Origin of the sequence: Corynebacterium sp. HMSC062A03 (assembly GCF_001811145.1) — a bacterium.
GTDB classification, from domain to species: domain Bacteria; phylum Actinomycetota; class Actinomycetes; order Mycobacteriales; family Mycobacteriaceae; genus Corynebacterium; species Corynebacterium aurimucosum.
In genome coordinates this window covers 158117-175458 of sequence record NZ_KV803680.1, presented here as the reverse complement: position 1 = coordinate 175458, position 17342 = coordinate 158117, and the positions used below count along the sequence as shown (strand labels likewise).

19 protein-coding genes are annotated in these 17342 nt (G+C 60.7%); 11 read left to right on the top strand and 8 right to left on the bottom strand.

Features of this window, described 5'->3' with window-relative positions:
• Positions 1–3: 3 nt before the first annotated feature.
• On the bottom strand, positions 4–696 hold the full coding sequence (locus HMPREF2781_RS07175; protein ID WP_070644964.1) for an energy-coupling factor ABC transporter ATP-binding protein: 693 nt from the start codon (positions 694–696) through the stop codon (positions 4–6).
• A 5-nt stretch (positions 697–701) separates the two neighbouring features.
• A complete protein-coding gene (locus HMPREF2781_RS07170) occupies positions 702–1274 on the bottom strand; it encodes a biotin transporter BioY (RefSeq protein WP_070644962.1) in 573 nt (190 codons plus the stop codon).
• 111 nt (positions 1275–1385) lie between these two features.
• On the opposite strand from HMPREF2781_RS07170, the gene HMPREF2781_RS07165 reads away from it, so the two are divergent.
• From HMPREF2781_RS07165 to HMPREF2781_RS07140, 6 genes are all read left to right on the top strand, one after another.
• Positions 1386–1907: a hypothetical protein gene (locus HMPREF2781_RS07165; protein ID WP_070644960.1), complete on the top strand. Its 522-nt coding sequence runs from the start codon at positions 1386–1388 to the stop codon at positions 1905–1907.
• A 267-nt stretch (positions 1908–2174) separates the two neighbouring features.
• Positions 2175–3308: a recombinase RecA gene (gene recA / locus HMPREF2781_RS07160; RefSeq protein WP_070446729.1), complete on the top strand. Its 1134-nt coding sequence runs from the start codon at positions 2175–2177 to the stop codon at positions 3306–3308.
• Between the two features lie 9 nt (positions 3309–3317).
• Positions 3318–3917, top strand: coding sequence for a recombination regulator RecX (gene recX, locus HMPREF2781_RS07155; protein WP_070446730.1), 600 nt, complete (start codon positions 3318–3320; stop codon positions 3915–3917).
• Positions 3918–4011: 94 nt separating this feature from the next.
• Complete coding sequence (miaB, locus tag HMPREF2781_RS07150; RefSeq protein ID WP_070446731.1) at positions 4012–5475, top strand: tRNA (N6-isopentenyl adenosine(37)-C2)-methylthiotransferase MiaB; 1464 nt, start codon at positions 4012–4014, stop codon at positions 5473–5475.
• Between the two features lie 21 nt (positions 5476–5496).
• The gene (locus tag HMPREF2781_RS07145) at positions 5497–6129 is read left to right on the top strand and encodes an Rv2732c family membrane protein (protein WP_070446732.1); all 633 of its coding nucleotides are present in this window, start codon (positions 5497–5499) and stop codon (positions 6127–6129) included.
• 28 nt (positions 6130–6157) lie between these two features.
• On the top strand, positions 6158–7246 hold the full coding sequence (locus tag HMPREF2781_RS07140; RefSeq protein ID WP_083276477.1) for an alkene reductase: 1089 nt from the start codon (positions 6158–6160) through the stop codon (positions 7244–7246).
• On the opposite strand, the gene HMPREF2781_RS07135 is transcribed toward HMPREF2781_RS07140, so the two are convergent.
• Together HMPREF2781_RS07135 and HMPREF2781_RS07130 are read right to left on the bottom strand one after the other, a co-directional pair.
• A complete protein-coding gene (locus HMPREF2781_RS07135) occupies positions 7228–8304 on the bottom strand; it encodes a GNAT family N-acetyltransferase (protein WP_070644959.1) in 1077 nt (358 codons plus the stop codon). The genes HMPREF2781_RS07140 and HMPREF2781_RS07135 overlap by 19 nt on opposite strands.
• Positions 8305–8319: 15 nt before the next feature.
• Positions 8320–9636: a DUF349 domain-containing protein gene (locus tag HMPREF2781_RS07130; protein ID WP_070644957.1), complete on the bottom strand. Its 1317-nt coding sequence runs from the start codon at positions 9634–9636 to the stop codon at positions 8320–8322.
• A 131-nt stretch (positions 9637–9767) separates the two neighbouring features.
• Here HMPREF2781_RS07130 and HMPREF2781_RS07125 point away from each other — a divergent pair, with 131 nt between their 5' ends.
• The 3 genes from HMPREF2781_RS07125 to dapF are packed head-to-tail and all read left to right on the top strand — an operon-like array spanning position 9768 to position 12174.
• Entirely contained in the window at positions 9768–10400 is a 633-nt protein-coding gene (locus tag HMPREF2781_RS07125; protein WP_070644956.1) for a hypothetical protein, read from the top strand.
• Positions 10400–11326 (top strand): tRNA (adenosine(37)-N6)-dimethylallyltransferase MiaA, encoded by a 927-nt coding sequence (gene miaA, locus HMPREF2781_RS07120; RefSeq protein ID WP_070446946.1) that lies wholly within the window; start codon positions 10400–10402, stop codon positions 11324–11326. The genes HMPREF2781_RS07125 and miaA overlap by 1 nt, the downstream gene beginning before the upstream one ends.
• Before the next feature lie 11 nt (positions 11327–11337).
• Entirely contained in the window at positions 11338–12174 is an 837-nt protein-coding gene (gene dapF / locus HMPREF2781_RS07115; protein WP_070446736.1) for a diaminopimelate epimerase, read from the top strand.
• An 18-nt stretch (positions 12175–12192) separates the two neighbouring features.
• On the opposite strand, the gene HMPREF2781_RS07110 is transcribed toward dapF, so the two are convergent.
• Entirely contained in the window at positions 12193–12726 is a 534-nt protein-coding gene (locus HMPREF2781_RS07110; RefSeq protein WP_070446737.1) for a hypothetical protein, read from the bottom strand.
• A 20-nt stretch (positions 12727–12746) separates the two neighbouring features.
• On the bottom strand, positions 12747–13529 hold the full coding sequence (locus HMPREF2781_RS07105) for a hypothetical protein (protein ID WP_070644954.1): 783 nt from the start codon (positions 13527–13529) through the stop codon (positions 12747–12749).
• 122 nt (positions 13530–13651) lie between these two features.
• On the opposite strand from HMPREF2781_RS07105, the gene hflX reads away from it, so the two are divergent.
• Together hflX and HMPREF2781_RS07095 are read left to right on the top strand one after the other, a co-directional pair.
• Positions 13652–15130: a GTPase HflX gene (hflX, locus tag HMPREF2781_RS07100; RefSeq protein WP_070644952.1), complete on the top strand. Its 1479-nt coding sequence runs from the start codon at positions 13652–13654 to the stop codon at positions 15128–15130.
• 34 nt (positions 15131–15164) lie between these two features.
• Complete coding sequence (locus tag HMPREF2781_RS07095) at positions 15165–16445, top strand: uracil-xanthine permease family protein (protein WP_070446740.1); 1281 nt, start codon at positions 15165–15167, stop codon at positions 16443–16445.
• Positions 16446–16543: 98 nt separating this feature from the next.
• Here the strand turns inward: HMPREF2781_RS07095 and HMPREF2781_RS07090 are convergent, their stop codons facing one another.
• Together HMPREF2781_RS07090 and HMPREF2781_RS07085 are read right to left on the bottom strand one after the other, a co-directional pair.
• Positions 16544–16867: a hypothetical protein gene (locus HMPREF2781_RS07090; RefSeq protein WP_070644950.1), complete on the bottom strand. Its 324-nt coding sequence runs from the start codon at positions 16865–16867 to the stop codon at positions 16544–16546.
• Positions 16868–17014: 147 nt separating this feature from the next.
• Positions 17015–17284, bottom strand: a complete 270-nt coding sequence (locus tag HMPREF2781_RS07085) for an HPr family phosphocarrier protein (protein WP_010190265.1) — start codon at positions 17282–17284, stop codon at positions 17015–17017.
• Between the last annotated feature and the right edge of the window lie 58 nt (positions 17285–17342).

The window sequence follows — 17342 nt, the reverse complement described above, 5'->3', positions numbered from 1 at the left end:
GAGTTAGAGCGGGCGGGATTCCATAAGGTTCGTGTAGAAGGGGATGACCTCCTCGGGTGCTCCATCGGCAACGACGCTGTGGTTGTCTATGCACAGAACGCGGTCGAAATCGGAGAGGAAGTCTAGATCGTGAGTGACGACGATGAGCTGTTGTTCCAGACGCGCGAACTCGCGGCGAATGCGGTCGCGGTTGCGCAGGTCGAGCAGGGTGGTTGGCTCGTCAGCGATGATGATGGTCGGTTCGATGACCAGTACTGAGGCCAGTGCAAGGAGCTGTTTCTGCCCACCTGAGAGCGTGTGCGGAGACTGCTCTGCCAAGGGGCCTAGGCCGAAGCGTTCGAGGGCGGCGTCGACACGCTTGGTACGTTCTTCCCGAGACAACTTGAGACGACGCAGGGAGAACTCCACGTCATCGCGTACCTGCGGCATGACGATCTGGTTCTCGGCATCAGAAAAGACGAAACCCACGCGGCGTCGGATTTCCTTGCCGTGCTTGGCGACGTCCAGGTTGTCCACCACCACCTGACCGCTGGTGGGTTCACCGAGTCCGTTGATGAGCCGAACGAGCGTGGACTTGCCGCCACCATTGGCACCGATAATGCCGATGCGCTGTTCGCTCAAGCAGAGTGAAATGTCTTTGAGTACGGGGGTTTCGTCGAAGGCGACGGAAACATTGCGGAAATCGATCTGCGGCACGGGAGTTACTTCGCTTGAGCGCGTCGACCCATCAGATCGGGGAATGCTGCATGGACACCGACCGCGATAATGACCATGACGGCGACCTTGATGAGATCGGGGATGATGAATGGGCCTTGGGCAATGATGGCAGCCCCGAAGGACATGTCAGAGCGGAACACTAGGCCCAGGCTTCCACAGAAATATTGCACAGCTAAGCCAACAAGAGCAGCAATGGCGAGGATGGCGGTCATGCCTCCCTTGCCGCGCGGCGCCCGGTAGGCGATAAGACCGGTGATGGCCGGAGCGACCACATATCCAACGAGGTAGCCCACCGTGGGGCCGGCGATAGCACTTAACGCGCTGCGCCCGCCAGCCAGGATGGGAAGACCAACGAGGCCGAGAGCTATAAAAAGCAGACCGACGAAGAGGCCGCGCCGGCCGCCGAGAACCAGGCCGGCCAGGATGATAACGGCATTTTGGAGAACGATGGGCACACCCGCGGTGGGGGTGGGGATGGAGACGAAAGCAAAGACTATGATGAGCGCGGTGAAGACCGCGACGTACGCGATGTCAGCCGCGACGGAATTCTTTTTCATGGGCCAAAGTTTATCCAGCGGGGTAACGGTGCAGCAAATGAGCCCTTTTGAACACCGTTCAAGCATGGGCTTTGGATCCCACGATCACCCCGAACGGGGTACCCTCGGGGCATGGCAGATAGGCAGGGACAAGCATGGTTTAACGATGTGATGCACCTAAGCGTGCGCGGGGGTGCAATGGCGCTTCTCTCCGGCTTGGTCATAGGTGGTCTGACTGGATGTTCGTTGATGAATTCCGCGAATGTCATTGAAAATATCGATAGGGCAGCCGGGGTGAAGGAGGGGGATCCTGGCAGCGTGGACATGCAGATCGGTGACATCTTTGATTCCGAGTATGAACGGGTGATCTTAATTTGCCCCGGTGCTTCCGAAAAAGATGTCCTAGCGGCGAGCGAAGGTACCTGGCAGGGCGGTAGTGATGAGGACGATGAGTGGGTGCCGCCTGCTGCGGGGCAGGTTGAGCTCTACCGGGATGTGCAAAGGCCCGGGTATTCCTCATTCATGAGCAGTAGGGCTGACCTTGACGAGCTAGACATGTGTGGTCAACTAGGGGAGGAGGTGGCCGTTCTTCCAGCTTCTGAGAAGGTGACTTTCTCTCGGCAGGAGCAGGGTGGCCCGTGGGTGCGCCAGTAACGGACTTGGCGCCCTGGACACGCGTCACGGCAGAATGGCCAATCGAACACTTGTGTGTGTATTGTGGGGACGTGGTCCGGTGAGCGCGTTAGGGTGCTTTCGTGGCTTGTGGTGAGGATGAAAGGCTAATTGAGTCAAAGCCTGGGAACCAAAGTCACGAGGCGGCAGTCTAACTAGGTGCCACCTTTAATTAACACTCAAGCATTAACACGCACGTATTAACGAGCAAGAATGCACAACAACTGACGCACGATAGTGAGGAAATGAATGGCTACGAAGAAGAAGTCCTCGACGGCGAACAAGGGCGATGATCGTCAAAAGGCCCTTGATGCCGCAATGGCGATGATTGAGAAGGATTTTGGTAAGGGCGCCGTCATGCGTTTGGGCGATGATGACCGCCCGCCAATCCAAGCCATTTCCTCCGGCAACACAGCTATCGATATCGCATTAGGCGTCGGCGGTTTCCCGCGTGGGCGTATCGTGGAGATTTATGGCCCGGAATCCTCGGGTAAGACCACCGTTGCGCTGCACGCCATTGCATCGGCGCAGAAAACTGGTGGCATCGCCGCATTTATCGATGCTGAGCACGCTCTCGACCCGGAGTATGCGCGCCTACTCGGCGTGGATACGGACAACCTGTTGGTTTCCCAGCCAGATACCGGTGAGCAAGCTTTGGAAATCGCCGATATGCTGGTGCGTTCCGGTGCCATTGACATCATTGTCATTGACTCGGTCGCGGCGCTGACACCGAAGGCTGAGATTGAGGGCGAGATGGGAGATAGCCACGTTGGCCTTCAGGCGCGCCTCATGTCCCAAGCGCTGCGCAAGATGACCGGTGCTCTGTACAACTCGGGCACCACCGCCATCTTCATCAACCAGCTGCGTGAAAAGATCGGCGTAATGTTTGGCTCGCCGGAAACCACGACGGGTGGTAAGGCGCTGAAGTTTTACGCCTCGGTGCGTTGCGATATTCGCCGAATCCAGACCCTGAAGGATGGTCAGGATGCCATTGGTAACCGCACCAAGCTCAAGGTTGTGAAGAACAAGGTTTCCCCGCCGTTCAAGATCGCTGAGTTCGACATCATGTACGGCGAGGGCATTTCGCGCGAGTCTTCCATCATTGACTTGGGCGTCGAACACGGCTTCATCAAGAAGTCTGGCTCGTGGTTTACCTATGAGGGCGACCAGCTGGGCCAAGGCAAGGAAAAGGCCCGTAACTTCCTCAAGGACAATCCAGATCTCGCGGATGAGATTGAAAAGAAGATCTTCGTCAAACTCGGCGTTGGTGCCGCCGCTGCCGAAGCGGGCGAGGATGTAGCGATGGACGTGCCGGGCGCGGACGATCCGCTGACGGATGAGGCTGTGGATCTTGTACCGAACGTCGATTTCGACGACGACTAATCGGAATCAATGCCACAACCTTCACCAGAGAAACTCGAAAAGCTGCGTCGCGCTCTCGAAGCCTACGAGTCGGGTGACGCCGGCGGGCAACTCATTGACGCGGAAGCCGAAGCGGCGAAGGCACCCGTGCGTTCCCGTGCGCTAGGTCTACTGGATCAGCGGGCGCGTTCCCGCAAGGAGCTGCGTGACCGGCTCGTCGCTGCGGACTTTGAGCCAGAGGTCGTTGACACTGTCGTCGATGACTTAGCAGGGGTAGGGCTTGTTGATGATGAAGCCTTTGCCAAGGAGTGGGTGCGTCAGCGTCACGCCCGGCGAGGAAAATCGGCCCGGGCCCTCAACCTCGAATTGAAGGAGAAGGGCGTCGAGGCTGCCGACCGTGCCATAGCTTTAGAGCAGATCACTGAAGAATCTGAAGAGGCTGTCGCCCGCCAGGTAGCTGAAAAGAAGGTGCGAACCCTCAAGAGGGTTCCCGCTGACCGGCATGAGAGGGACAAGTTCTTGCGTCGCATCGTTGGCACGCTCGCGCGGCGCGGCTATAACCAGGAACTCGTTATGCGTATCTCCATTGAGGTCTTGGACGCACGCATTGCCGAACTTAAGGCATTATGAGTAGTCGGATGGGCCAGTTAGAATGTCCCCCGTGAACTCCCCCGTAATTAATTCCCAGCCCCGCACCTATGAGGTGCGGACTTTCGGCTGCCAAATGAACGTTCATGACTCAGAGCGCATCTCCGGCCTGCTTGAGGAAGCCGGCTATTCGGCGGCACCGGAGGGCACTGAGCCTGACCTCATCGTTTTCAATACTTGCGCCGTGCGCGAGAACGCCGATAAGCGCCTGTACGGCACGTTGGGTGCGTTAAAGAAGACGAAGGAAAACCACCCGGGCATGCAAATCGCGGTGGGTGGCTGCTTGGCGCAGAAGGATAAGGACACAGTCCTTGACCATGCGCCGTGGGTAGACGCTGTTTTCGGAACCCACAACATGGCTGCCCTGCCGGCATTGCTGGAGCGTGCCCGCCACAACGATGAGGCCCAGGTCGAGATCGTCGACGCCCTGGAGGCCTTCCCGTCCGTGCTGCCGGCAAAGCGCGAATCCGCTTATGCCGGGTGGGTATCGGTATCCGTAGGCTGCAATAACACCTGTACCTTCTGCATTGTTCCCTCGTTGCGCGGCAAGGAAGAGGACCGCCGCCCAGGCGATATCCTCGCAGAGGTTCAAGCACTGGTGGACCAGGGCGTGTCCGAGGTGACCTTGTTGGGGCAAAACGTCAACGCCTATGGTGTCAACTTCGCCGACCCGGATCTGCCGCGGGACCGCTTCGCTTTCTCCAAGCTGCTGCGGGAAGTAGGCAAGATTGAGGGCCTTGAGCGCCTCCGCTTTACCTCCCCACACCCTGCCGAGTTTACGTCCGATGTTATCGATGCCATGGCGGAGACCCCAGCGGTGTGCCCACAGCTGCACATGCCGCTTCAGTCTGGTTCGGACAAGGTGCTCAAGGACATGCGCCGTTCCTATCGCACGAAGAAGTTCCTGGGCATTCTCGATGAAGTGCGAGAGAAGATGCCGCATGCTGCCATTACGACGGATATCATTGTGGGCTTCCCTGGCGAGACGGAGGAAGACTTCGAGGCCACTCTAGAGGTGGTGCGCCGCGCCCGCTTCGCGTCCGCCTTTACCTTCCAGTACTCGCCGCGCCCAGGCACCCCGGCTGCGGAAATGGAGAATCAGATACCGAAAGAGGTCGTGCAGGAGCGCTTCGAGCGCTTGGTAGCGCTGCAAGACTCCATCCAGGCTGAGGAAAACGCGAAGCTCGTCGGTTCCGATGTGGAGCTTCTGGTTCAGGCGGAAGGTGGCCGTAAGTCCGCCGAGACTCACCGCCTTACCGGCCGTGCCCGCGACGGTCGCCTCGTTCACTTCGCTCCCGTCGATCCTGCGGGCAAGGACATTTCCGCGGAGATTCGTCCCGGTGATGTCGTGCACACCACCGTGACGGGTGCGGGCTCCTTCTTCCTGGTTGCTGACTCCGGCGTCAGCGAGCACCGCCGCACGAAGGCCGGCGATATGTCGGCGGCAGGGCAGACACCTACGACGGCTCCGATTGGGGTGGGGCTGGGGCTGCCGGGCGTCGGCAAGCCCAGCGCGCCGGCTGATTCTTGCGGCTGTTAGAAGAGAGTAGGCTCCGGTTCTATGAGTGATGACTTGAAGCAGGTGCGCGACGCCGTCGCGGCAGAGAAGCGTGCAGCGAGGACCATTGAACTGGGAAAGCACAAATACGCGCTCATCGTATCCGTCCTGGCGTGGGTAGCGTACCTGGTGCTTCCTTATGCTGGCGAGGCTCGCGGATGGGAAGCGCTCTTCGTCGGAGGAACCGTTGAGGGAGTCCGGATCTCGCTTATGGAGACCGTCAGCGCCTGGCTAGCGTTGGGTGGCGTGGGTATTCTGACCACGGCCACACTCCTCACGCGGCGGACGTCTGTAGCTCTCGCCGCATGGATGATGGTGACCATCTCCTTTTTCGTCAACTTATGGGGCTTCTGGTACCGCGGCGGCGCCGCTGAGGGTGCTTCCATCGGCATGTACGCGGGTGCTATCTCGACGTTGGTGGCCTTTCTTGTGTACTGCCAAGTTGCGTTGCGCCGCAGCCCTGAGCAGCTAGCCGCCGCTGAGCGTGTCCGTGAAGTCTCGGGGCAGCTTGACCACGTGGGTGTCTTGCAAAACGAAGCCGCGACTGAGCTGCCAGCGGAGCAGAACCCGCTGCTTATCGACGACCGCCGCTCACGCGCCGCCTCACGCCACCGCCGTCAGCAGGGCGAGGAATAAGCACTCCTACTATCGTGTTGTGGAGTGCATGACTACACTCTTCGACTCACTTGAATTGGGACGACTAACCCTGCCAAACCGCGTGACCATGGCAGCTTTGACCCGCTCACGGGCAGGCCGTGACGGTGTCCCCACACATGTGCACGAGACGTACTACACGCAGCGCGCTTCCATGGGCCTTATCGTGACAGAGGGCGTATTCCCCTCGATGACGAGCCGCGCCTTTCCTGGCCAGCCCGGTGTCGAAACTCCAGAGCAGATTGCCGGGTGGCGTCGCGTGACGGAGTCCGTCCATGAGGCCGGCGGGCGCATTTTCATGCAGGTAATGAATGGCGGGCGCCTGTCTCATGCCAGTCTCCTCGAAGGGGCACAGCCGGTAGCGCCCTCCGCAGTGGCCTCTGGGACTGCGGTCAGAGATTTTGAGTCCCGCAAAGAGTGTCCGGTTCCCCGAGCCCTCGACGTTGAAGAGCTACCTCGCATCATCGGAGAGTTCCGTCAGGCCGCTCGCAACGCCATCGACGCAGGGATGGATGGCGTAGAGATCCATGGCGCCAATGGCTACCTTCTGCATCAATTCCTTTCCCCGAGCTCCAATCACCGAGAGGATGCTTATGGTGGAAACCCAGAGAATCGCTATCGCCTCGTGGAGGAAATCCTCCGTGCTGTGGCCGAGGAGATCGGTGCAGACCGTCTCGCACTGCGGCTGTCGCCACAACACAATATTCAGGGCATCGAGGAAACTGACGCCGCGGATGTGCTTGCCACGTATGGAGGGCTGCTCCGTGCAAGTGAAGACCTCGGTCTGGCCTATGTTTCCTTCCTCCACGCAGAGCCTACCGGTGAGCTCATTACTGAGCTGAGCACCCTTGCACGCGCTAACGGGCGCACCCGCGTCATCCTGAATTCGGGATTTGTCCAGGTCACCCAGCGTGCCGAAGCCGAGGAGCTGGTTCAGCATGGTGATGCGGTGGCCGTGGGCCGCTTGGCCATCTCGAACCCGGACCTCGTTCGCCGCTGGCAGGAGCAGCTTCCAATCACCGCGCCGGACGAAGGAACGTTTTACACAGGTGGGGAGCGCGGCTACACCGATTATCCGCTCTACACGGTGAGCTCGTAGGCGCTGCTGGCGGAGATGATATGCGCGCCGAGGCGCGCGTAGAGCGCATTCATCGCTGGATCAGCTTGGGCCACAGAACAGTACGCCCGGCGAACGGTGGGCCAGTGGTGCGTCACCGCGTACTGAGCATGCTGCTTGGCGCGCGTGGCCAGTCCGCGCCGGCGGTAGGCGCGGTCGGTGACTGTGAGAGTCCACTCGCACACTTCGGGGTCTGCATCGCCGTGGCGCGACAGCTCCGTGAGTGCGACGACTCGACCGCGCTCGAGAATGCCGACGAGCAACGTGTGAGCCTTCCGGGAGCGTAGCCGGGCGTAAGCTTCGTTGAGGCGCTGCCGCGTCCACACGATGGGCTCAACGCTCAAGTCACCGTACACGGCGTCGGCGGAGGCAATGGTGAGCAAGCGGAGGACATCATCCAGAAGCTCTTTCGGGATGTCATAGTCCGGCCACACCTGCGCACCGAGCACCGGGGCAGTGGGCTGGATGTCGACGTACATCTGACGCTCGGCGTGCTTCTGGCGAAACCCCAGTTCGAGGTAGGCCTGCGACATTGGATCGTAGGTATGGTCCGCGTCCGGCGGATACAGCATGCCAACCTGGGCATTCTTGCGGCCCAGTTGGCGGGTAAGCCGGAGTGCCTCGCGGGCGAGGGCTCGCGTAACGTCGAGAGCCTCTGGCTCTAGTTCCTCCCCAGGCAAGGGCAAGAGATCCGCGGCGAGAACGCATTCGATATCGGCGTTGTCCGTTTCCTCCAAGAGAGGAAGTGAGATATGGATGAAACCGTCGAAGTCGATTTCTGGGCTGGGCTCGGCTGCTGAAATGACCGGCAGCCCCAGTTCTCCTGCAGTGCCCATAGCAGTGGTAGTGAGCCCGAAAAGGTAAGTCACGGACTCTGCGGAGCCTTGCAAGCGCTGGAGCACACGGCGTGGAGAGCCACTGGCCGCGGGATCACCGCTGGCTTCCTGTGCGGCAAGGTTAGCGTCGAAGACAAAGCTGCGGAGGCAATCCGCCGGCTCAGCGTGTGCCGAGCCCGGCGGGGCGACTATCTGAACGAACACTCAGACTGGGAGCCGCTACTTATCGTTGACAGCAGCCGCAGCGGCATCCGCGAACTCCTGCCATTGCTGCGCCTGGGCGCGCAGTTCCTCTGCCTTTTTGGCATTGCCCTTGGCGTCTGCGGCCTCCGCCTGTGCAGTGAATTCATCCACCTTGGCTTGGAACTGGGCCACGCGGGCTTGGGCCTCTGGGTCCGTCCGGCGCCATTGTGAATCCTCGGCGTCGCTTACGCGCTTTTCCAACGCCGAGATCTTAGACTCGTATTCGCGCACCTGCTTGCGCGGGACGAAACCAATCTCTTCCCACTTTTCCTGCAGCTCCCGCAGCTTGGCCTTTGCAGCGTCGATGGACTTGGATGGATCAATCTGGGAGTCATATTCCGCAATGAGCGCGTCCTTGGCGGCGGCGTTTTCTGCGAATTGCTTATCCCGTTCGTCGTTGACCGCGTTGCGGGCGTTGAAGAAGTGGTCCTGCGCGGCACGGAAGCGGGCCCAGAGTTTATCGTCGATCTCGCGGGGAGCGCGGCCAGCGGCCTTCCACTCCGTCATGAGGTCACGGTAAGCACGCGCCGTTTCACCCCAGTTGGTGGATTCCTTAATAGCCTCCGCGCGCTCCACTAGCTCTTCCTTCTTGGCGCGGGCTGCAGCGCGGTTGCGATCGAGCTCGGCGAAATGCGAGCCCCGACGACGGTTAAAGGAATCGCGGGCGCGGGAATAGCGCTTCCACAGTGCATCATCCGTCTGACGGTCGATGCCACGAATCTGCTTCCACTCCTCGAGGATGGCGCGAATGCGGTCGCCGGCGGCCTTCCACTCCGTCGAGTTGGCGGCGATGTCCTCGGCCTCGGCCGCCAGCTTTTCCTTCTTGGCGATTGCCTCTTCGCGGCGGCGAGCCTTGTTAGCCTGCGCCTGCTCGCCGGCCTCCACGGAATGCTCAATGACGGTGCTCAGGCGCTTGTCCAAGGCGGCAATATCACCAATCACTGCCTGCGTGGGCAGGGAGTCCCGGAGCTCTGCCGCGGTTGATTTGATCGACGCTGCATCGTCCGGATGCGCCTGCAGGCGGGATTCCAGCAGCTCGATTTCGGTAGACAGATCGTCGTAGCGGGCGCCAAAGTGCGCCAAGCCTTCTTCTGGGGTGCCTGCCTGCCATTCGCCGATTTTGCGTTCACCTTCGGGCGACTTCACAAAGACCGAACCATCAGCATCAACGCGGCCCCATTTAGCGGGATCATTCTTTGCCGGCTGCACCGGTCGTGCGGCGGGGGCGGAAGCCGACGGGCCGGGACGAGCGCCCTTGCGGGGCATGGCTCCAGGAGAAGGAATAGCGGACATGGTAGGAAACCACCTTCGGTACTATCGCGCCGCGCGACACGGCTGCCAAAACTTATGTGACACAACACTACCGTTTCCGCCGTGCAGCCGCGTGTTAACCCCGAAAAACAAACCTTATAGGATGGGAGTTGATGCAGAATCTCATGGTTATGCCAGCCTCCCCGGCTCTGGCGGAAGAACTCTCTCCCGGCGATGACGCTTCGCGCGCGCTGCTCGGCGCGGCCTGCGAGCTCGCTCGCGATGCCGCACGCATAAGCGGCGGAGGCCCTCTCAAGGTAGATATCGTGGGATCGCGTGATACTCGGTGGCGCACCGAGCATACGGGAAGCTTGCGAGCATGGGGAGCGCCGCAGGTCGACGTCGGCGGAGGCAACTTTCTGCCAGAAATCATGGCCCGCTACGTGCTTTGTCGCGCGCTTGCCCACACACCCGATGAACCAGGCTTCGTGGTGGAGGATTCCCGCGCTGAACTCGGTGAGGTCCGTCCCGCCCGCCTGACCGTTGTCTGTGTTGATGGCTCAGCAGGCCTGACCAAACGCGCGCCACTAGCCCTCGTCGACGGCGCACGGGATGCCCACCTGTGGTGCGAAAGCGTTCTTGCCGGCGGGGAAGCACACTGCGACGAGGCACGTCTGCGGTCCGCAGGTGTGCTCGAGACGAACCTCTGGGCACAGCTGGCAGGCGTGCACCCACGGCACGCGGAGCTTCGGGCAGCGGATTCAACCCTCGGGGTAGGGCGCTATGTGGCGGGGTGGCAGTGCTGATGACTCATACTCACCCGCACGCGCCAACCCCCATTGCAGTGGTCGGCCCGACGGCCTCCGGAAAGTCGGCTCTCGGCGTAGCTCTTGCACACGAGCTTGACGGGGAAGTTGTCAACGTTGATTCGATGCAGCTCTACCGTGGCATGGACATCGGCACCGCCAAGCTAACGATGGAGGAACGCGAAGGTATCCCACACCATCAGCTCGATGTGTGGGACGTGACGGAAACGGCGTCGGTAGCACGCTATCAGTCCGCTGCCATCGCGGATATCGAGAGTATTCGAGCGCGTGGCAAGACTCCGATCTTGGTGGGCGGCTCCATGCTTTATGTCCAATCACTCGTGGATGATTGGCAATTCCCGCCCACTGATCCGCAGGTGCGCGCTCGCTGGGAAGCCCGGCGCCAAGAGATTGGTACCGATGCCTTGCACGCAGAGCTTGCCAGCGTGGACCCGGCAGCCGCGGCCATCATTGAAGATAAGGACCCGCGCCGTACCGTGCGCGCACTGGAAGTCATCGAGCTTACAGGCAAGCCTTTCAAAGCCAGCCAGCCACCGAAGAACGCCCCGCCCCGGTGGGGCACGAGAATCCTCGGGTTGCGCACGGAAGCCAGCTGGTTGAACCCGCGCATCGAGCTGCGTAGCCGCCTCATGTTCGACAAGGGGCTGGTGGAGGAAGTGGAGAGCCTCCAAATCCGCGGCTTGAAGGCTGAGTCCACAGCCGGGCGGGCGATTGGCTATGCCCAAGTTCTCCAAGCACAGCGCGGAGAGCTGACATGGGAGGAGGCAGTGGAGCGCACTATCACCGGAACCCGCCGCTATGTGCGCCGCCAGCGCGCCTGGTTCAACCGCGATAAACGGATCCACTGGTTGGATGCCGCGGCTGACACGACCACGCAGGCTTTGCGTGTCCTCGAAGGGCGTTAGACTCTACAGCTATGAACTTTGCTAAAGGCCACGGAACTGAGAACGATTTCGTCATTGTGGAGGGAACCGAGCCGCTACCGCCGGAAAAGGTGGCGGCACTGTGTGACCGTCGAGCCGGAATCGGCGCCGACGGTGTACTGCGCGTCATCCGCGCTGGTGAACTGCTCGCTTCTGGAGAAATCGATGAGCTCGCGCCGGGTATTAACGCCGATGACTGGTTCATGGACTACCGCAACGCGGATGGCTCCGTGGCGGAAATGTGTGGCAACGGCACCCGCGTCTTCGCGCATTGGGTCCGTTCCCGTGGGTTGGTGGAAGAAGACACCTTCACCGTGGGCACGCGCGCCGGCGCCAAGCAGGTTACCGTGCACTCTTTCAGCGAGACTGAGGCCGAAGTTAGCGTGGAGATGGGACCAGCACAGGTGCTCGGTGTCTCCACGGCTGCGATGGCGGGGGAGAGCTTCGCCGGGCTAGGAGTGGACGTGGGAAACCCCCATTTGGCGGCTGTAATCCCGGGGCTTAGCGCAGAGGCCTTGGCTGGAAAGCGCCTTGAGCAGCCTGTCTTTGACACTGATTTTTTCCCGGCAGGCGTCAACGTAGAGCTGGTGACACCTTTGCGCGATGGTGTGATTCACATGCGCGTCTTCGAGCGCGGCTCGGGGGAGACTCGCTCGTGCGGCACCGGAACGGTGGCGGCAGCGTGCGCCGCGCTTGCCGATGCCTCCCAGGTCACCGGCCACGTCCGCGTCATTGTTCCGGGCGGCGAGGTAGAGGTGGACATCACCGAAGACGGCTCCACGCTGACGGGGCCTTCGCGCATCGTGGCAACTGGTGAAACTTCACTATAGGGCTTTTCGGGACGGCGTTTAGCGTCCGTCCTCTTTTTTGTAGTTGGTGCCCAAGGCCAAGGCGGCGCGGCGGGCCGCGAGCCAGGCTTCTTTGAGTTCTGCGGCGCGCTCGTCGGCCACTTTAAGCAGGGATTCCAGCTCACTGGTTTCAACGTGCGGTGAGTTCACCCGCGCATCGAGGCGGCGTAAGAAGCGTTGCGCACCATGCATCTCGTAGTGGAACGCTTCGATGACGGGGTTTGCGCAGTCGACGTCGACAAGCGCGGGGCGGTGCAATGTTCGGTCGGCTAAGGACTCCGCGTCATCGCTCGTAGCAAACGTGGCATAGTCCTCGAGGACACCCGTGATGTCCTCCACCGTGAGCGCAATGGAAGCCCGCAGTGCCGCATGCTCCGAGGCGTTGGGGCGGGCATCGGCGAAAAGCCACAGCGCGCCGCAGACGAAAGCAGCGAGGATGACTCCCGGCAGCTTCAGCGTCACAATCAACACCGCAGCGGTAACTGCGGCGAGAAGCAGCGCTAGACCGCGACGCTGAGATGCGGAAAAAATCATGGTGACAACTCTCCGAGACCTTAGTGGCCTCCGCAGCCTCCAGAGCCACAAGCGCAGCCGCCTTCGCCGCCACAACCACCGGTGGGCAGCGCAATCGAGGCCGTCAACATCGCCGAACCCGCAAGAACGGAATCCTTCGGTGGCAGCTCACCAAAGCTCTCCGGCAGACACAGATCGAAGGGGAAGGTGCCATCCATGACGAGGTGCATGAAGCGCTTACCTGTGAGCTGGTTGTGGCGCCACTCGGATTCCATGACCCGTGCGGAAAAAGTGCAGCCCGGCGTGGGGGATTCGGAACCGGAACCGGCCGCAACAATTGCCGCGCCAGTGGATTCAAACGTGGCTGGGTAGGCACCCTTCTCGGCTTCGTAGGCTTCAGTGCTGTCGAAGGCGGTGACGTCGAGGCCCATCGCGGTGAGCTCTACCTGTTGCCACTGCTGGGTGTCCTCATCTGCCGAGAGCGGGCCCTGCGCCAGGTTCGCCGTTGCTTGCGCGAGAACGTTTCCGAAAGGATCGATGATGTCCAGGTAAGCCAAGACATCGTTGAGCATAGAGACGTGAGCGAATCCTTGGGTGACGCCCTCGAAGCCGATAAAGGTGGCGAAAGGTTCGACGGCAAGGATATTGAGTTGCGCCCCGGAAGGATCCGAGAACTGAATGAGTTGTCCTCCGCGAACCTCCCCGGTGACTGCCAGCTGGTTGGTGGAAATGGCGGCTTCGACGGCGTCCTGCCAGCGCTCGTAGTTGAGGCCAATGGCCTGCATCTCTGGGTGGGTGGTCTCTTTGACGGTCATGCGGCCCATTGTATCTGGCGCCGCGATGACTCAAAAATGTTGTCGGTGAGCCTTGCCGCCGGGATCGGCACAAGGTCGTGTGCAACGGAGATTCCCTGTTAAGAGGCGTGACGTGCAAGAATAGAAAACATATGACACAAGAAACCCATGATGATCTCCTCGCGCAGGCTTTTGGTGAGCCCGCGCCCATGACACAGGTGCCGTCCACCGGTGATTTCGACCTCGCGGAGCGCAATGCCTTCCGGCGAGTGAACCGTAAGACCACAATCCGCTCAGAAGACAGCACCGACATCTACGAGGTGGAGTACCGCAAGCTCCGCCTTGAGCAAGTGATCTTGGTGGGCGTGTGGACCGAAGGCACCGTGGCCGAGGTTGAGGCCACGATGGCGGAGCTTGTCGCGTTGACGGAGACCGCGGGTGCAGAGGTCATCGAAGCCCTGTATCAGAAGCGCGACAAGCCGGATCCTGGAACCTATATCGGTTCCGGCAAGGTGAAAGAGCTCAAGGATATCGTGACTGCCACCGGCGCGGATACCGTGGTATGCGACGGCGAACTTACCCCGGGCCAGCTCACGGCATTAGAACGAGCGCTCAACACCAAGGTTATCGACCGCACCATGCTCATCTTGGACATCTTCGCGCAGCACGCCAAGTCCAAGGAAGGTAAAGTCCAAGTCTCGCTCGCACAGCTGGAGTACCTCTACACCCATACACGCGGTTGGGGCGGTAACCTCTCGCGCCAGGCGGGTGGCCGAGCCGGATCCAACGGCGGTGTCGGCTTGCGCGGACCCGGTGAAACCAAGATTGAGACGGATCGTCGCCGCATCCGCACGCAGATGGCGCTGCTGCGCAAGGAACTTAAAGGGATGAAGACGGAACGCGAGATCAAGCGCTCGCGCCGCGCATCCTCAACGATTGCGCAGATCGCTATTGCTGGCTACACCAACGCTGGCAAGTCTTCGCTCATCAACGCGATGACGGGCGCTGGCGTGCTGGTGGAGGACGCGCTGTTCGCTACCTTGGATCCCACTACGCGCCGCGCCGAGCTGGCCGATGGCCGTCAGGTCGTCTTCACCGATACCGTCGGCTTTGTGCGCCACCTGCCGACGCAGCTGGTGGAAGCCTTCAAATCCACCTTGGAGGAAGTCCTCGCAGCGGACTTGATGCTTCATGTGGTGGACGGCTCTGATCCTTTCCCGCTCAAGCAGATTGAAGCGGTCAACAAGGTCATCTATGACATTGTGAAGGACACCGGTGAGGAAGCCCCGCCGGAGATTATCGTCATTAATAAGATTGACCAGGCTGACCCCCTGGTACTCGCGGAGCTGCGCCACGCCCTCGACCGCGACAATGTCGTCTATGTCTCCGCCAAGACGAGGGAGGGCATCGATGAGCTCACTGCGCGTGTGGAGCTGTTCCTCAATTCCCAAGACGAGCACGTGCAGCTGCTCGTGCCGTTTACCCGCGGGGACGTGGTCGATCGCATCCATACCCAGGGCACCGTGCGCAGTGAGGAGTACACGGGTCAGGGCACGCTTGTCGACGTTCGCCTGCCCGCCTCTATTGCCGCCGAACTCAGGGAATTTCGCGTGGCCGGTGAGGACGCTTAGGTTTCAGTGCTCCCGTGAGCCATAATTATGGTTCGTGAGTAATTTTGGCTGGGCCGTCCACGGGGACGGAAAAACGATTAAGCCGGGCGCGGTCGTCGCACCCGAAGAACGATTGAGCTGGGGCCGCACTATCGGCATCGGCATGCAGCACGTCGTGGCCATGTTCGGCGCGACACTGCTGGTGCCCACCCTGACCGGATTCCCGGTCAATACGACGTTGCTGTTTTCAGGCCTGGGAACAATCCTATTCCTCCTGATTACCCGCAACCGCCTGCCTTCCTACCTGGGATCCTCTTTCGCGTTCATTGCGCCGCTGAGCGCCTCCCAGCAGTACGGCATTGGCGCACAGGCGGGTTCCGTCTTAGTGACTGGCCTGGTCCTGGTGGCGATTGGTTTCGCGGTGAAGGCGGCGGGCCGGAAGGTCCTTGACGCCGTCATGCCGCCGGCTGTGACCGGCGCCATCGTGGCACTGATTGGCCTTAACTTGGCGCCCAATGCTGCCACCAATTATTCGAGCCAGCCTCTGGTTGCCACGGTGACGCTGGCGGTCATCATCCTGGCCACCGTCGCTGGTCGCGGCATGGTGTCGCGTCTGTCTATCCTCATCGGTGTTGTCGTGGGCTGGGCTTTTGCGGCTGCCACGGGCAACCTTGGCGAAGGCGCTGTGCAGTCCATCCGCGCAGCAGCCTGGATTGGCTTCCCACAGTTCCATGCGCCGGAGTTTCACGTTTCCGCCATCGCGGCCGCGCTTCCGGTCCTGGTCGTGTTGATTGCGGAAAACGTCGGCCACGTCAAGGCCGTCTCGGAGATGACCAAGCGCGATCTCGATGATCTGGCCGGTGACGCCCTCATTGCAGACGGTCTTGCCACCTCCCTGGCTGGTGGTTTCGGTGGCTCAGGTACTACGACCTACGCGGAGAATATCGGCGTGATGGCCGCGACCCGCGTCTACTCCACGGCCGCCTACTGGGTAGCTGCTATCACAGCCATCGCTCTGGCCTTCATCCCGAAGTTTGGCGCGCTCATCTTTACCATCCCCACCGGCGTGCTGGGTGGTGCTTGCATTGTCCTCTACGGGCTCATCGGCATGCTCGGCGTGCGCATCTGGATGGACAACAAGGTCAACTTCAATAACCCGGTGAACCTCACTGCTGCGGCGGTGGCGCTCATCGCGGGTATTGGCAACCTCACCCTCGACGTCTTTGGCGTGACGCTTGAGGGCATTGCCTGGGGCTCTGTCGGCATCATCGTGCTCTACCCGGTGATGAAGAAGCTCTACGGCTCCATTGGTGAGGGCCGCGGCGCGAAGTACTAGACATACCCTCGCCGCCTGAACGGAGTAAAGGCACCATCTGGAGGCTTTTATTTAGAAAACCCCAGGTGAATGTGTGCAGAAGTCTGCATAAGGTGCTTTTACTTCGGTCCCTTTAGAGGTCTCCCCACGAACTCATCATCCAGCCAGACATCATCACTGCCGGAATGAGCCTGTGCGTAGTCCAGCAGCTCTTCCACCGTGTGTATGTATACCTCGTCGTCGGTATGAGTTGGCCACGAAATGGTTTCGGGGTTGGCGAAGTCTGCTTTTCCAATCGGATAATCTCCCGCTAATTGATCCGCCCAGAGGTGTGAGGCGACTCCGTGGTAGAGGGTTTCGGTATCGAGGTCGCCGCGGAACCGGGTCAACGCTCCCATGACCTCGTAGCCGACGTCTGGGGGCGTTGTTGGCTGGCCAGTCATGTCTTTGACTCTACACAGTAGGTCACTTCAGTCGAGGGGAGAAGACGAGAGAAAGAGTCCGCGCAGACGAGGCGAATCAAAAAGCTCCCGCCACCCTCAGTACAAGAGGGAAGCGGGAGCTCTGCCGTTCTATAGACGGAAAGTGCTTTAGGAAGCGTCGAGGTCCTGCTCGATGAGACCGGCGATCTTCTCCACAGCGGCTTCGTTCTCAGAAGTCACGGTGACTTCGTCGCCCTGCTCGGCGCCGAGAGCCATGATCATGAGGGAGGAAGCAGCATCGGTCTCATCCTCGTCCTCATCGCCGACGAGGGTCAGGAAGATGTCCTCGTCGAACTCAGCGGCGGCATCGGCAATGATGGAGGCCGGACGTGCGTGCAGTCCGACGGAGGAACCAACCTTGACGGTCTTAGAAGCCATGATAATAATCCTTTCGAATTACGGAGTTTCGTGCTTACAAGTGTACGCGGCTTAAGCG

Bases quoted from the DNA above. Each gene is read 5' to 3' on its own strand.
- recX (WP_070446730.1), top strand. From the start codon at position 3,318: ATGCCACAACCTTCACCAGAGAAACTCGAAAAGCTGCGTCGCGCTCTC.
- HMPREF2781_RS07130 (WP_070644957.1), bottom strand. From the start codon at position 9,636: ATGTCCGCTATTCCTTCTCCTGGAGCCATGCCCCGCAAGGGCGCTCGT.
- HMPREF2781_RS07090 (WP_070644950.1), bottom strand. From the start codon at position 16,867: ATGACTGGCCAGCCAACAACGCCCCCAGACGTCGGCTACGAGGTCATG.
- HMPREF2781_RS07085 (WP_010190265.1), bottom strand. From the start codon at position 17,284: ATGGCTTCTAAGACCGTCAAGGTTGGTTCCTCCGTCGGACTGCACGCA.
- recA (WP_070446729.1), top strand. From the start codon at position 2,175: ATGGCTACGAAGAAGAAGTCCTCGACGGCGAACAAGGGCGATGATCGT.
- HMPREF2781_RS07170 (WP_070644962.1), bottom strand. From the start codon at position 1,274: ATGAAAAAGAATTCCGTCGCGGCTGACATCGCGTACGTCGCGGTCTTC.
- miaB (WP_070446731.1), top strand. From the start codon at position 4,012: ATGAACGTTCATGACTCAGAGCGCATCTCCGGCCTGCTTGAGGAAGCC.
- HMPREF2781_RS07165 (WP_070644960.1), top strand. From the start codon at position 1,386: ATGGCAGATAGGCAGGGACAAGCATGGTTTAACGATGTGATGCACCTA.
- miaA (WP_070446946.1), top strand. From the start codon at position 10,400: ATGACTCATACTCACCCGCACGCGCCAACCCCCATTGCAGTGGTCGGC.
- dapF (WP_070446736.1), top strand. From the start codon at position 11,338: ATGAACTTTGCTAAAGGCCACGGAACTGAGAACGATTTCGTCATTGTG.
- HMPREF2781_RS07105 (WP_070644954.1), bottom strand. From the start codon at position 13,529: ATGGGCCGCATGACCGTCAAAGAGACCACCCACCCAGAGATGCAGGCC.
- HMPREF2781_RS07140 (WP_083276477.1), top strand. From the start codon at position 6,158: ATGACTACACTCTTCGACTCACTTGAATTGGGACGACTAACCCTGCCA.
- HMPREF2781_RS07145 (WP_070446732.1), top strand. From the start codon at position 5,497: ATGAGTGATGACTTGAAGCAGGTGCGCGACGCCGTCGCGGCAGAGAAG.
- HMPREF2781_RS07110 (WP_070446737.1), bottom strand. From the start codon at position 12,726: ATGATTTTTTCCGCATCTCAGCGTCGCGGTCTAGCGCTGCTTCTCGCC.
- hflX (WP_070644952.1), top strand. From the start codon at position 13,652: ATGACACAAGAAACCCATGATGATCTCCTCGCGCAGGCTTTTGGTGAG.
- HMPREF2781_RS07125 (WP_070644956.1), top strand. From the start codon at position 9,768: ATGCAGAATCTCATGGTTATGCCAGCCTCCCCGGCTCTGGCGGAAGAA.